Origin of the sequence: Streptococcus sp. HMSC071H03, assembly GCF_001813035.1 — a bacterium.
Taxonomy (GTDB): domain Bacteria; phylum Bacillota; class Bacilli; order Lactobacillales; family Streptococcaceae; genus Streptococcus; species Streptococcus anginosus.
On the sequence record NZ_KV811176.1, the window covers coordinates 71,433 to 86,015 of the forward strand.

9 protein-coding genes and 1 pseudogene are annotated in these 14,583 nt (G+C 40.4%); 6 read left to right on the forward strand and 4 right to left on the reverse strand.

The window, feature by feature from the left end; genetic code table 11:
* A partial coding sequence (locus HMPREF2887_RS09950; RefSeq protein WP_070836359.1) for a RelA/SpoT family protein occupies nt 1-1,987 on the forward strand: 1,987 nt, incomplete at its 5' end.
* Nucleotides 1,988-2,075: 88 nt separating this feature from the next.
* The gene (dtd, locus tag HMPREF2887_RS09955; protein WP_021001262.1) at nt 2,076-2,519 is read left to right on the forward strand and encodes a D-aminoacyl-tRNA deacylase; all 444 of its coding nucleotides are present in this window, start codon (nt 2,076-2,078) and stop codon (nt 2,517-2,519) included.
* A gap of 122 nt (nt 2,520-2,641) precedes the next feature.
* Here dtd and HMPREF2887_RS09960 read toward each other — a convergent pair whose 3' ends face one another.
* From HMPREF2887_RS09960 to HMPREF2887_RS09975, 4 genes are all read right to left on the reverse strand, one after another.
* A complete protein-coding gene (locus tag HMPREF2887_RS09960; protein WP_003026873.1) occupies nt 2,642-3,289 on the reverse strand; it encodes a metal-dependent transcriptional regulator in 648 nt (215 codons plus the stop codon).
* A 154-nt stretch (nt 3,290-3,443) separates the two neighbouring features.
* The gene (locus HMPREF2887_RS09965; protein WP_021001263.1) at nt 3,444-4,376 is read right to left on the reverse strand and encodes a metal ABC transporter substrate-binding protein; all 933 of its coding nucleotides are present in this window, start codon (nt 4,374-4,376) and stop codon (nt 3,444-3,446) included.
* A 34-nt stretch (nt 4,377-4,410) separates the two neighbouring features.
* Nucleotides 4,411-5,259, reverse strand: coding sequence for a metal ABC transporter permease (locus HMPREF2887_RS09970; protein WP_021001264.1), 849 nt, complete (start codon nt 5,257-5,259; stop codon nt 4,411-4,413).
* Nucleotide 5,260: 1 nt separating this feature from the next.
* Nucleotides 5,261-5,980, reverse strand: coding sequence for a metal ABC transporter ATP-binding protein (locus HMPREF2887_RS09975; RefSeq protein WP_021001265.1), 720 nt, complete (start codon nt 5,978-5,980; stop codon nt 5,261-5,263).
* 175 nt (nt 5,981-6,155) lie between these two features.
* Between HMPREF2887_RS09975 and HMPREF2887_RS09980 the strand changes: the two genes are divergently transcribed.
* From HMPREF2887_RS09980 to leuS, 4 genes and pseudogenes are all read left to right on the forward strand, one after another.
* Entirely contained in the window at nt 6,156-8,051 is a 1,896-nt protein-coding gene (locus HMPREF2887_RS09980) for a M13 family metallopeptidase (RefSeq protein WP_003026862.1), read from the forward strand.
* Between the two features lie 221 nt (nt 8,052-8,272).
* Nucleotides 8,273-10,036: an ABC transporter ATP-binding protein/permease gene (locus HMPREF2887_RS09985; protein ID WP_057489564.1), complete on the forward strand. Its 1,764-nt coding sequence runs from the start codon at nt 8,273-8,275 to the stop codon at nt 10,034-10,036.
* Nucleotides 10,026-11,693 carry an amino acid ABC transporter ATP-binding/permease protein gene (locus HMPREF2887_RS09990; protein WP_057489565.1) on the forward strand — a complete coding sequence of 556 codons (1,668 nt, stop codon included), beginning with the start codon at nt 10,026-10,028 and terminating at the stop codon, nt 11,691-11,693. The genes HMPREF2887_RS09985 and HMPREF2887_RS09990 overlap by 11 nt, the downstream gene beginning before the upstream one ends.
* A gap of 203 nt (nt 11,694-11,896) precedes the next feature.
* Nucleotides 11,897-14,397 (forward strand): annotated as a pseudogene (gene leuS, locus HMPREF2887_RS09995) (leucine--tRNA ligase).
* Nucleotides 14,398-14,583 lie beyond the last annotated feature (186 nt).

The window sequence follows — 14,583 nt, forward strand, 5'->3', positions numbered from 1 at the left end:
TGATGTTGTAGAAGACACAGCTGCAACTTTGGACGATTTGGAAGGCGAATTTGGACATGATGTGCGCGTGATTGTAGATGGTGTGACCAAACTTGGTAAAGTCAAGTATATGTCTCACGAGGAACAGTTGGCTGAAAACCACCGCAAAATGCTAATGGCGATGTCCAAGGATATCCGTGTCATTTTGGTCAAGCTGGCGGATCGTTTGCACAATATGCGAACGCTCAAGCATCTGCGCAAAGACAAGCAGGAACGTATCTCACGTGAAACCATGGAAATTTATGCTCCGTTGGCTCATCGCTTGGGGATTTCGAGCGTCAAATGGGAATTGGAAGATTTAGCTTTTCGATATTTGAATCCGACAGAGTTTTATAAGATTTCCCACCTGATGAAAGAAAAACGTCGGGAACGTGAGGAGTTAGTGGACGAAGTGGTTCATAAGATTGAAACCTATGCGTCTGAGCGTAATCTTCATGGGGAAATTTACGGTCGTCCAAAACATATTTATTCCATTTATCGCAAAATGCAAGACAAGAAAAAGCGTTTTGATGAAATTTATGACCTGATTGCCATTCGCTGCATTTTAGACACGCAGAGTGATGTGTATGCTATGCTGGGTTACATTCATGAACTTTGGCGCCCCATGCCTGGGCGTTTCAAAGACTATATCGCCAATCGCAAAGCGAACGGTTATCAGTCTATCCACACCACCGTTTATGGACCTAAAGGTCCGATTGAGTTTCAAATTCGGACGAAAGAAATGCACGAAGTGGCTGAATACGGGGTTGCTGCACACTGGGCCTATAAAAAAGGTATTAAAGGGCAGGTTGATAGCAAAGAATCGGCGATTGGGATGAATTGGATTAAGGAGATGATGGAACTCCAAGACCAGTCTAATGATGCACAGGATTTTGTGGATTCTGTCAAAGAAAATTACCTTGCTGAGGAAATCTATGTCTTTACACCGGACGGAGCTGTCCGCTCGTTGCCAAAAGACTCTGGACCGATTGATTTTGCCTATGAAATCCATACTAAAGTTGGTGAAAAGGCGGTTGGTGCCAAGGTCAATGGTCGCATGGTGCCGCTAACTACGAAGCTAAAAACTGGAGATCAAGTTGAGATTATTACCAGTACCAATTCATTTGGTCCAAGTCGTGACTGGATTAATGTTGTAAAAACAAGCAAGGCCCGCAATAAGATTCGTCAATTTTTCAAAAACCAAGACAAGGAATTATCCATTTCTAAAGGGCGCGAACTTTTACAGGCACAATTCCAAGAACATGGCTATGTAGCTAATAAATACATGGACAAAAAGCACATGGAAGAAGTCCTGCAAAAAACGAGCTACAAAACAGAAGAAGCTCTTTTTGCGGCGATTGGTTTTGGTGAGATTGGTGCGATTTCTATTTTTAACCGTTTGACAGAAAAAGAACGCCGTGAGGAAGAGCGTGCTAAAGCGAGAGCTGAAGCAGAAGAGCTTGTCAAGGGCGGAGAAGTGAAGCGTGAGAATAAAGAAACGCTGAAAGTCAAGCATGAGGGCGGCGTCATTATCCAAGGTGCGTCAGGGCTTTTGATACGGATTGCCAAATGTTGCAATCCAGTTCCTGGTGACGAGATTGTCGGGTACATTACCAAAGGGCGTGGCGTGGCGATTCACCGTAAGGACTGTATGAATCTGCGGGCGCAGGAAAATTATGAGCAGCGCTTGATTGATGTCGAATGGGAAGAAAATACCTCTACGAAGGAATACACAGCGCACATTGATATTTATGGTTTGAATCGAGCAGGTCTTTTGAACGATGTGTTACAAGTCTTGTCCAATACAACCAAAAATATCTCCACTGTCAATGCACAGCCAACGAAGGATATGAAATTTGCCAACATCCATGTTTCTTTTGGAATTGCTAATCTATCTATGCTCACAACAGTTGTAGATAAGATTAAGAGCGTGCCTGAAGTTTATTCTGTCAAAAGGACAAATGGCTAGGTGAGGACAGCAGAGCGGAAATGTTTTGCTAGAATTGCATTTTTGCGAATTAATTCACAAAATGTAACGGAAATTAGGAAGTTCAACAATGAAAATAGTGATTCAGCGTGTGAAGCGAGCTTCGGTATCCATTGATACCGAACTTTACAATCAGATTCAGCAAGGACTGCTGTTACTAGTCGGTGTAGCACCAGATGATTCTCAAGAAGATGTAGAATATGCAGCAAGAAAAATTGCCAATATGCGGATTTTTTCAGATAAAGAAGATAAAATGAATTTATCTGTCAAAGATGTGAAAGGAGAAATTCTCTCTATTTCTCAATTTACCCTTTACGCAGATACAAAAAAAGGGAATCGTCCAGCTTTTACAGGCGCTGCTCAACCAGACTTGGCTAGTCAATTGTATGATGATTTTAACGAATTGCTAGGTCGAGAAATACCTGTTAAAACAGGTGTTTTCGCAGCTGATATGCAGGTTGAGTTAGTCAATGACGGACCGGTGACGATTGTGTTAGATACGAAGAATCGTTGAGAAAATGATAAATAAAAACGAGTCTGGACAAAACTGTTCCAGACTTGTTTGCTTTCTAGGATAAAACTCAATACGCATTGAGCAGTCTCCAATGTGTTAATGTTATCAGCTTTGACTTCCTTTTATATTTTTTCCACATAAAGCTGTTGAGCGATAGCAGAGTTGACTTGCAGCTCTTTTCCATTGACCTTGAGCGCATACAGTTGAGCGTAAGGATCGTATTGCTCCAGTATCAGCGTATCTCCCAGATGTAAATCGTGTTTTTCCAAATATTTTAATAGTTCAAATTCATCGTGAACTCGTGCTAAACGATAGGTTCCAGCATTTTCGACTTGATCTAAAGTCAATTGGTATTTTTCGACCAATAATTCACCTTTTGCAGGAATGGTTCCGCCGTGGGGACAGGTTTCTGGGAAATTCAGCATTTTTTCTAAGCGCTCGACAAATAATTCTGAAACGGTGTGTTCTAAGACTTCCGCTTCTTCATGGATTTGATCAGTCGTATATCCCAAATCATGTACGAGAAAAGCCTCGATGAGTCGGTGCTTGCGATATAGCTCAGAAACAAGATGTAAACCAAGATCTGTCAGTAAATAACCACTTGTTTTATCTTTTACAATCAATTTTTCGGCTTTCATCTTTTTAATCATTTCTGTAACAGCTGGGGGAGATACCTGCATTTGGGCGGCAATTTCTTTATTTGTAATTTTTTGAGTATGCGTACCAATCTCATAAATACATTTGAGGTAATCTTCTTTGTTTGGGGTCATGTTGTCCTTTTACTCCTTATCTTACTAGTATATCAAAAATAACTTAAGAATACAGCCGATAACCGCTTGTTTCAGAGAATGAAAGGCTTATTATTCAAGAAGAATTTCAAGTAAAAAGGAACTGGCAATCAATTCCGGCTCCTTTTTCCATTTCTTATTTGCTAAGACCTTCTGAAATCTTATCTAAGTTCCATTTCATCATATCGTAGTAGCTATCTCCTTTTTCACCTTTTTCAGCGATTGAATCAGTGAAAATCTTGGCATAAATTGGAATTTTTGTATCTTTTGAAACAGTCTTCATTGGACGGTCATCAACACTACTTTCAACAAAGAGTGATGGCACTTTTGTTTTACGAAGTTTTTCAACCAATGTTTTGATTTGGTCTGGAGTTCCTTCTTCTTCTGTGTTGATTTCCCAGATGTAAGCAGATGGCACGCCGTAGGCTTTAGAGAAGTATTTGAAGCAACCTTCGCTGGTAACAATCATTTTCTTTTCAGCAGGAATGTTGTTGAATTTTGCTTTTGCTTCCTTGTCCAATGCTTCAAGTTTCGCAGTATAGGCTTTCAGATTCTTTTCGTAAGTTTCTTTGTTTTTAGGGTCTTTTTCAATCAAACGTTTTGCAATATTTTTTGCATAGATAACTCCGTTTTCAAGATTGAGCCAAGCGTGTGGGTCTTCTTTTCCTTTTTCGCTTTGACCTTCAAGATAAATGACCTCAACACCGTCACTTACAGCATAGTAATCTTTGTTTTCTTTCTTTTTCGCGTTTTTAACTAATTTTGTAAACCAAGCATTTCCGCCTGTTTCCAAATTGATACCATTGTAGAAAATCAAATCAGCTTTTGATGTTTTTGTCACATCTTCTGGTAATGGTTCGTATTCATGTGGATCTTTTCCGACAGGAACGATACTGTGCAGATTGATTTTATCACCAGCGATATTTTTGGTAATATCAGCGATGATCGAGTTGGTAGCAACAACATTCAATTTTGAAGATTTGTTGGTAGAAGTTCCTTTTTGACCAGCGCAGGCAAAGAGTCCTACGACAGCCAAAAACAGAACGGCGATAAAACCTAATTTTTTCATATAAGGTTCTCCTTTAATAAATGAAATACTAATTTTATTTTAGCTTGGGTTTGTTTTTAAGTTTGTTAAATCGTTGTTTTGGAGCGATAAAGAAACTAATGGCAAAGATAATGGCAGATGTCAGTACAATACTTGAGCCGGCCGCAACATTAAAGGTATAGCCAATGAAGAGTCCTAAGACAGATGCAATTGCCCCCAAGCTAGAAGACAAGATAATCATTGTTTTAAGACTGTTAGCGTAAAGATAAGCAGTAGCAGCAGGTGTAATCAGCATAGCAACAATCAAAATCGTTCCCACACTTTGCATAGCTGTAACTGCAACCAACGTCAAGAGAATCATCAAGAGATAATGATAAAAATTGACTGGCATCCCCATCGCTTTTGCCAGAAGTGGATCGAAAGATGTAATCAATAACTCTTTGAAGAATAGTCCAATAATAATTAGAACAGCGATTCCTACACCAATTGTAATCCACATATCAATGTCTTGCACAGCTAAGATATTCCCAAAAAGAATATGGAAAAGGTCAGTTGAACTATTCGCAACCCCGATCAAGATGACTCCAAGAGCTAAAAAGGAGCTAAAAGTTATTCCAATGGCAGTATCACTTTTAATAATTGAATTTCCTCTAATATAAGTAATAATAACCGAGGCTAAAAGTCCAAAAACAATGGCTCCGATAAAGAAGTTGATTCCTAAAATAAAGGAGAGCGCAACTCCCGGTAAGACCGCATGTGAAATGGCATCGCCCATCAAAGACATGCCTCTTAGAATAATGAAGCAACCAACTGCTCCAGCAACAATCCCGATGACAATGGCTGTAATCAGTGCATTTTGTAGAAAATGGAAATTTTGTAGTCCATCAATAAATTCTGAAAACATATTAGAGACCTCCATTCACAAAAAGCTGAGAGCCATAGGCTTTTTTCAAGTTTTCTTCTGTGAAAGTTGATGAAGTTTCCCCAATGGCAATGAGTTCTTTATTCAAAATTAAAACTTGATCAAAGTAATGTGGGACTTTTCCTAAGTCATGGTGGACGATGAGAATCGTTTTTCCTTGTTCTTTTAGATTGCGTAGCGTTGTCATGATAATTTCTTCGCTGATTGAATCAATCCCGACAAATGGTTCATCTAGAAAGATACAGTCTGCTTCTTGTACCAGACAGCGCGCAATCAAGACCCGTTGAAATTGCCCTCCTGATAATTGGCTGATTTGGCGTTCAGCATAATCCTCTAAGCCGACAATGCGCAGCGCATTTGTCACCTTGTCCCAGTCTGTGCTTTTTAGTCTGTGGAAGAGTTTCACTTTTGGATACAGTCCAAGCGATACACATTCTTTTACTTTGATAGGAAAGTTGTAGTCAATGTGAATTTTTTGTTCCACATAAGCTACGTGACTGAGCACTTTTGAGAATTCTTTATCATCAAGATAAGTTTGTCCAGCGTGGTCAATGATACCCAACATTCCTTTTAAAAGAGTGGATTTACCAGCTCCGTTGGGGCCAATAACTCCCATGATAGTTGGGCCTTGGATTTCCAAAGAAATCTGATTGAGAGCAAGTGTTTCCTGATAAGAGACACTTAAATTTTCGATACGTATCATTTTTATACACCCCTACTGTTAATATACATTAAAATAAAAATTAAGTCAAGTTAATTTTTAGAATTTTTAAGAAAAATCAGAAGTAAAGTTTGCCAGAAAATCTCTTTTGATTAAAGTTTGATTATTCAGAACTTTTTTGATAGGATTAAGATAAAACAATGAAAGCGAGAACAAGATGACACGTTTACAAGATGATTTTTTTGACTATGTCAATGGTGAATGGGAAAAAACAGCAGTTATTCCTGATGATAAGCCTGTGACAGGTGGATTTATGGATCTGGATCAAGATATTGAAAAATTGATGCTGGCTACAACTGATAAATGGTTAGCAGGTCAAGATGTGCCGGATGATCCAATTTTGCAAAATTTTGTGAAATACCATCGTTTGGTGGCAGATTTTGACGGACGGGAACAAGCAGGAGTTGCTCCAGCGATGCCGCTTGTGAAAGAATATAAAGCGCTTGGCTCTTTTAAGGAATTTGCAGATAAGATTGCTGAATATGAAATGGCTGGAAAGCCAAATTTCTTTACTTTTGATGTTGCTCCAGACTTTATGAATGCGCAAATGAATGTTCTCTGGGCTGATGCACCTGGGATCATTTTGCCAGATACAACCTACTATGAAGAAGGAAATGAAAAGGGCAAGGAATTGCTGGCAATCTGGCGGAAAATGCAGGAAGAATTGTTGCCTAAATTTGGCTTTTCGGCAGAGGAAACAAAAGATATTTTGGATAAATATCTGGAATTGGATGCTAAATTAGCCAAGTATGTCCTTTCTAATGAAGAAAGTTCAGAATATGTGAAATTGTATCATCCTTACGATTGGGCAGATTTTACGAAGCTAGCTCCAGAATTGCCGCTTGACGCGATTTTTACAGAGATTTTGGGACAAGTCCCAGACAAAGTGATTGTTCCTCAAGAGCGCTTCTGGAAAGAATTTGCAGCAGAATGTTATTCAGAAAAGAATTGGGAGCATTTGCATGCGGCACTGAAGTTATTCTCTACTGGAGCATGGACTTCTTTGCTCACTGAAGAAATTCGTGTCCTTTCAGGTACCTATGCACGCGCTATCTCAGGTGTCCCAGAACCCCGTCCGAAAGAAAAGGCAGCTTACCAGCTAGCGCAAGGTCCGTATAACCAAGCACTTGGTTTGTGGTATGCGGGAGAAAAATTCTCACCTGAAGCCAAAGCTGATGTAGAGCATAAAGTTGCTGCTATGATTGATGTTTATAAGTCGCGTCTGGAAAAGGCAGATTGGCTTGCTAAGGAAACACGTGATAAAGCGATTGTCAAGCTCAACGTCATTACACCGCATATCGGCTATCCAGAGAAATTGCCAGAAACCTATGCTAAAAAAGTGATTGATGAGAAATTGAGTTTGGTGGGGAATGCTCAAAACTTAGCAAAAATTTCTATTGCGCATACATGGAGCAAGTGGAATAAGGAAGTGGATCGCAGTGAATGGCACATGCCAGCCCATATGGTCAACGCGTATTATGACCCACAGCAAAATCAAATTGTGTTCCCAGCAGCCATTCTCCAAGCGCCATTTTATGATTTGCATCAATCTTCATCAGCTAATTATGGTGGAATCGGTGCGGTAATTGCTCATGAGATTTCTCATGCTTTTGACTCAAATGGAGCTTCATTTGATGAACACGGAAGTTTGAACAATTGGTGGAAGCCAGAAGATTACGAGGCCTTCCAAGCACGTACTCAAAAGGTGATTGAGCAATTTGACGGACAGGATTCTTACGGTGCTAAAGTCAATGGGAAACTAACTGTTTCAGAAAATATTGCAGACCTTGGTGGGATTGCGGCAGCATTGGAAGCAGCTAAGAAAGAAGCAGACTTCTCTGCAGAAGAATTCTTTACTAACTTTGCCCGTATCTGGCGCATGAAAGCTCGTCCAGAATACATGCAAATGCTAGCAAGTGTGGACGTTCATGCTCCCGGAAAACTCCGTACAAATGTACAATTGCCAAACTTTGATGATTTCTTTACGACTTTTGATGTTAAAGAAGGCGATGGCATGTGGCGCAAACCAGAAGACCGCGTGATTATTTGGTAATGGTTCACTTTACTCAAAACCAGTTGGAATGGCCAGCTGGTTTTTTGTTGCCTAGCGTAGAAAGGCTGACTAATTCTTTATCTTATGAATAGATTTCACAAGGAAGGAAAGTTTTCATGGACTGTACAAATTAAAAAAACTGAAAATTTAATTTATTTCTCTGCTTGGGAGTGTTATAATGAATAAATGTAGGATAGAATGAAGAATATGAGGAGAAAGTGATGGCACAAGAGCAAGAAAAAATATCACGGAGCAGAAAGAAAGAGCTGATTGCTCGTTTGAAAGAACAGATCCAGCCTAAAATGAAACTGGTTTATCTATCAGCTTTTTTAGCTTGGCTTCAATTTATCATGCGGATTTTGAGCTTTGCATTGATAGCAAAAGTTTTATCGGATTTATATGAGAGAATACCATTGAACTTTTTGTCGGTTCTTTTTTGGCTGTTCTTCTTTTCTAGCTTAGGTTTTACGCTTTCGCTTCTGGCGAAAAATTTCCAAGGAGTAGCTTCGCAGTTTGCTCGCAATAAACTAAAAGCAGCATTTTTTCAGGCTTTCGTAGATAAAGATGGAGAATTTCAGGATAGTAAGACGGCTGCAGATGTGCTGACAGTAGCGTCACAAGGAATTGACAGTTTAGATACGTATTATTCTTATTATCTCCCCTTAAGTCTACGAACGTATTTGAATTGCTTGACAGTGTTGGTGGTTGTGTTCTTTCTGTTCCCTGCTGGCGGTTTGATTTTTATTCTCTCGCTACCTTTGATTCCTATTTCTGTTGTTCTCATGCAGAAGCGTTCGCGCAGGATTATGAATCGTTACTGGGCTTCTTATATGGACGTTGGTAATCTCTTTTTAGATGATCTTCAAGGGCTGAATACTCTTTATTCTTATCAGGCAGATGCTAAATATGAAAAGGAGTTTGCAGCGCAAGCAGAGGATTTTCGTGATGCAACGATGGAACTTCTAGGATTTCAGCTACAGTCAGTTGGCTATATGGATGCAGTCATGTACTTGGGGATTGGTGTGTCAGGCTTTGTTGCAGCTTCCATGTTACAAGCAGGGCACTTATCACTGTTCGCTATGATTTACTTTGTTTTCATTGCGACTGAGTTTTTCACGCCGATTCGTGAAGCCGGTTATGGAATGCATTTAGTGATGATGAATACCAAAATGGCTGATCGAATTTTTGGTTTTTTGGATTCGATTGAAAAAGAAGCAAAAGAGGAACAGCAGGAATTGACTCCTTTTAGTGAATTGACAGTTAGTGGCTTAGATTTTGCTTTGGCGGATAGAAAATTGTTTGAAGAGCTAAGTTTTAAAATGAAACGTGGACAAATCTTAGCCATTGCAGGAGAAAGCGGTCGTGGGAAAACGACGTTAGCCAAGCTGTTGTTGGGAAAACGACAGGTGGACAGAGGCTCCATTTTCTTAGGAGAAAAAGAAATCAAAAGCCTATCCAAATCAACAATTTATCAGGAAGTCATGTATGTGTCAGCAAACAGTGTTCTTTTAAACGCATCCATTCTTGAGAATTTACAGTTGGCGGTAAATTGGTCGCGGGTTGAATTAGAGGACTGGCTGGCTGAAAAAGGAGTTTTAGCGTTTGTAAGAGATCTGCCTCAAGGTCTCGATACTCTTGTGGGGGAAAACGGCAGTCAATTGTCACCGGGGCAACGCCAGCAGATCATTTGTGTGCGAGCTATCTTGGCCAAGCGTTCACTCTATCTGTTTGATGAAGTGACATCCAGTGTAGATAAAGACAATGAAGTGGCTATCTATGATTTGCTAAATTTGGTAGCGCAAGACGCACTTGTCATTGAGATTACTCACAAGATGAAACAAGTCGCTAAAGCAAGTCAAGTTCTCTTTATAGGAAAAGAAAAAACGGTTTTGGGAACACCGACAGAAGTCTATGAACAGAGTGAAGAATACCGTCAATTGGCAAATACCCAGCAAGAGTTGGAGGAATTAACGTATGGAAACTAAAAAACGTTACACAACTCGTGTTATCCTCAGCAGACTTTTTCAGGTGATGAACCATTTGCTCCCTTTTATCGCTCTAGCGGTTTTCTTTGCGGTACTGGGCTTTGTCACAACGGTGGCAATTCCAACTCTTGTGATTGTATCAGGTTTTCATGCTTTGAATGGTCAGCAGCCTGCTTGGTGGAGTCTGATTTTACTGATTGGACTAGCCCTAGCTCGGGGCGCCTTTCGTTATGGCGAGCATTATTTCGGGCATTTTGTTGCCTTCCATTCTCTAGCGGATTTACGTAAGCTCATTTTTGCGAAGCTACGTCGTTTGGCACCAGCAAAGTTGGATCGTCAGGACAGCGGCAAATTGCTCAAGATGATTGGTGAAGATATTGAAGCGCTGGAAATCTTTTTTGCACATACGATAGCTCCTATTTGTACAGGGTTCTTGACAGCTCTTTTGATGGGAATGTATTTTGCATATTTCTCGTTTTGGTTTGCTTTAGTGACTTTAATGACTTATGGGATTTTAGCTATTATTTTACCGAGAATGTTTGCTCTCGGTTTACAAGATATTTTGCAGAAGCAAAATCAGGAACGCTCGAATTATGTTTCTTTTTTCTTGGAAAGTCTGAAAGCGATGGGCGATTTGTCTCAATTTGGCAAGAGTCACGAACGATTTGCAGAATTGACGGGCAAAAGTCAGACTGTGAACCAGTTGGAAAGACAGGTTACTCAGAAACAATATCTACAGCAAACGGTAACCTTTTTGGTGGTGGGACTGTCTCTTACAAGCGTTGCTCTTTTGGCATTCTATCAAGTGGAAAATCATCAGTTATCTTGGCAGGGAGCGGTTCTCGTTTTAGTTGCTTTTTCTAGCTCTTTTGCTCCTTTTTTAGAATTAGGCCGCCTGCCTTTAGGATTTAAACGTGCTATGAATGCTGGTCGTACTGTTTTTGCTCTCTTAGATGAGGTAGAGCCCGTCCAAACTGGTCAGGAAATAGCTGTCACTTTAGACGATATTCTGATTGAGAATATGGATTTTGCTTACGACAATCATCAGCAAAAGCTGTTTAATAATTTCTCTGCACATTTTGAAAAAGGGAAGATTATTGGCTTGATTGGTAAGAGTGGTAGTGGTAAATCAACCCTGATGAAGCTCATTATGCGTTGGTATGACAGCAATGCTGGTTCAGTTTTTCTTACTGGTGTAAACTCCAGAGAAGTTAATCGTCAGCATTTGCAGGCTTCATTTGCCTATGTACCACAGATAGCTCAGCTTTTTCATCAATCTTTGAGAGAAAATCTCTTACTGGGGAGAAACGACATTAGTGATGAAAGTATCTGGAAGTTGGCAGAAAGATGCCGACTAAAAGAGTGCCTAGAAAGATTGCCGAATGGATTGGATACAATTATTGACGGTGAACGTGACTTTTCAGCTGGAGAAAGACAGCGTTTAGAGCTTATGCGGGCACTCTTGAAAAAGGCGGATTGTTATATCTTTGATGAGCCGACTAGCAATCTTGATTCGCTCAACGAAGCGGCGTTTCTATCTATTGTAAAAGAAGAATGCCAAGGAATGATTTTTATGATTTCACACCGTACGTCAACAGTGGCATTTGCAGGTGAAATCTATGAATTGGACGCATCGCTGTTAAAACGACTGCAATAAAAAGGGTAGAATAAATGCTAGGCTTCATATTTTAGGATTTTCCATTTAGCTATGGAGTTAAAACTTCTCAATAAAATGAGCTAGAAAACAAATCCAGTTAGTAAAGTATTCTTTTTTGATTATGTTCCCTCTTTCCCTAATTATGCCTTTTAAAATCGCCTAAAAATGGTATAATAATAACATCACAAAATTGGAGTGAATCAATGACTTTTTATAATCACAAATCAATTGAAAAAAATGGCAAAATTATTGGGCGGAAAATCATACGTTTAAAACAGGAACAGACGCTGACAAACCAAATTTTTATGCGTTGGATATGTTCCCTTACCCGTCTGGTGCTGGTCTTCACGTAGGACACCCAGAAGGCTACACGGCGACTGATATTCTTAGTCGTTTCAAACGTGCGCAAGGCTACAACGTTCTTCACCCAATGGGCTGGGATGCCTTTGGGCTGCCTGCCGAGCAATACGCAATGGATACAGGTAATGACCCAGCTGAGTTTACGGCAGAAAATATTGCCAACTTCAAACGCCAAATCAATGCACTGGGCTTCTCTTATGACTGGGACCGTGAAGTGAACACAACGGATCCTAACTACTACAAATGGACTCAGTGGATTTTCACAAAATTATATGAAAAAGGGTTGGCATACGAAGCTGAAGTGCCAGTTAACTGGGTTGAAGAACTAGGTACAGCCATCGCTAACGAAGAAGTACTTCCTGACGGAACATCTGAACGTGGTGGTTACCCAGTTGTCCGCAAACCCATGCGCCAATGGATGCTGAAAATCACAGCTTACGCTGAACGTTTGCTGGAAGATTTAGAAGACCTTGATTGGCCTGAATCTATCAAAGATATGCAGCGTAACTGGATTGGTAAATCAACTGGTGCCAATGTTACCTTTAAAATTAAGGATACTGATAAAGATTTCACTGTCTTTACCACTCGCCCAGATACCCTCTTTGGTGCGACTTATGCTGTTTTAGCGCCTGAACACCCACTTGTTGATGTGATTACAACACCAGAACAAGCGCAAGCTGTTGCTGACTACAAACATCAAGCAAGCCTTAAATCTGACCTTGCTCGTACAGACCTTGCTAAAGAAAAAACAGGTGTCTGGACTGGTAGCTATGCCATTAATCCAGTAAATGGCAAGGAAATCCCAATCTGGATTGCAGACTATGTTCTTGTAAGCTACGGTACTGGTGCTATCATGGCGGTTCCTGCTCACGATACACGTGACTGGGAATTCGCAAAACAATTCGATTTGGAAATCATTCCAGTTCTTGAAGGCGGAAATGTTGAGGAGGGAGCTTTCACAGAAGACGGACTTCACATCAACTCTGGTTTCCTAGATGGACTTGATAAAGCACAAGCTATCGATAAAATGGTTGACTGGCTGGAAGCAGAAGGTGTCGGAAACAAAAAAGTAACTTACCGTCTGCGTGACTGGCTTTTCTCACGTCAACGTTATTGGGGTGAACCAATCCCAATCATCCACTGGGAAGACGGCACAACAACAGCTGTTCCAGAAGAGCAATTGCCGCTTGTATTGCCAGTAACCAAAGACATCAAACCTTCAGGTACAGGTGAAAGCCCACTTGCCAACTTGACCGATTGGCTGGAAGTGACGCGTGAAGATGGGATGAAAGGTCGCCGTGAAACAAACACAATGCCACAATGGGCAGGCTCTAGCTGGTATTATCTTCGCTATATCGACCCACACAACGATGAAAAATTAGCTGATGAAGAATTGCTCAAGGCTTGGCTGCCGGTTGACATTTACATTGGTGGTGCAGAACATGCAGTGCTTCACCTTCTTTATGCTCGTTTCTGGCACAAATTCCTTTATGATTTAGGTGCCGTTCCAACCAAAGAACCATTCCAAAAACTCTTTAACCAAGGGATGATTTTAGGAACAAGCTACCGCGACCACCGTGGTGCGCTTGTGGCAACTGATAAAGTTGAAAAACGTGATGGTTCATTCTTCCACATTGAAACTGGTGAAGAACTTGAGCAAGCACCAGCGAAAATGTCTAAATCACTAAAAAACGTTGTGAACCCTGACGATGTGGTTGAACGTTATGGTGCAGACACACTTCGAGTGTACGAAATGTTCATGGGACCACTTGATGCCTCAATCGCATGGTCTGAAGAAGGTCTTGAAGGCTCACGTAAATTCCTCGACCGCGTCTATCGCTTGTTGACAACAAAAGAAATTGTTGCAGAAAACAGTGGCGCACTTGATAAAGTCTACAACCAGACAGTCAAGGCAGTGACCGAGCAGCTTGAGGAACTCAAGTTTAACACAGCCATTGCTCAATTGATGGTATTCGTCAACGCTGCCAATAAAGAAGACAAACTCTTTGTTGGCTACGCTAAAGGCTTTGTACAATTGTTAGCACCATTTGCACCACACCTTTCTGAAGAATTGTGGCAAACATTGACACAATCAGGTGAATCAATTTCATACGTTCCTTGGCCAACATGGGATGAAGCAAAACTCGTTGAAGATGAGGTTGAAATTGTCGTGCAAATCAAGGGCAAGGTTCGTGCGAAACTTGTGATCGCAAAAGACTCAAGCCGTGAAGAGCTTGAAAAGCTTGCCCTTACCAATGAAAAAATCCAGTCTGAAATCGCTGAAAAACAAGTGGTTAAGGTGATTGTAGTCCCTAACAAACTTGTTAATATTGTTGTCAAGTAATAGGTTCTGTTAGCCTTATCTGCAACCTCCAATAACGTTTCAAGCTGTTGGAGCTACCTAAATTGGTGAATATTGTTGCGAAATAAAAGAAAAATGAGGATTCTGATAACATTTGGAATCCTTTTTGCTGCCTTAAACTAAAAAAGCTTAAACTTAAAAACAAGAAAAGTAAAAAAAGATGAAAAA

What these genes read in the sequence shown, in the direction of transcription:
- dtd (WP_021001262.1), top strand. Translation starts at nt 2,076, where the DNA reads ATGAAAATAGTGATTCAGCGTGTGAAGCGAGCTTCGGTATCCATTGAT.
- HMPREF2887_RS09960 (WP_003026873.1), bottom strand. Translation starts at nt 3,289, where the DNA reads ATGACCCCAAACAAAGAAGATTACCTCAAATGTATTTATGAGATTGGT.
- HMPREF2887_RS09965 (WP_021001263.1), bottom strand. Translation starts at nt 4,376, where the DNA reads ATGAAAAAATTAGGTTTTATCGCCGTTCTGTTTTTGGCTGTCGTAGGA.
- HMPREF2887_RS09970 (WP_021001264.1), bottom strand. Translation starts at nt 5,259, where the DNA reads ATGTTTTCAGAATTTATTGATGGACTACAAAATTTCCATTTTCTACAA.
- HMPREF2887_RS09975 (WP_021001265.1), bottom strand. Translation starts at nt 5,980, where the DNA reads ATGATACGTATCGAAAATTTAAGTGTCTCTTATCAGGAAACACTTGCT.
- HMPREF2887_RS09980 (WP_003026862.1), top strand. Translation starts at nt 6,156, where the DNA reads ATGACACGTTTACAAGATGATTTTTTTGACTATGTCAATGGTGAATGG.
- HMPREF2887_RS09985 (WP_057489564.1), top strand. Translation starts at nt 8,273, where the DNA reads ATGGCACAAGAGCAAGAAAAAATATCACGGAGCAGAAAGAAAGAGCTG.
- HMPREF2887_RS09990 (WP_057489565.1), top strand. Translation starts at nt 10,026, where the DNA reads ATGGAAACTAAAAAACGTTACACAACTCGTGTTATCCTCAGCAGACTT.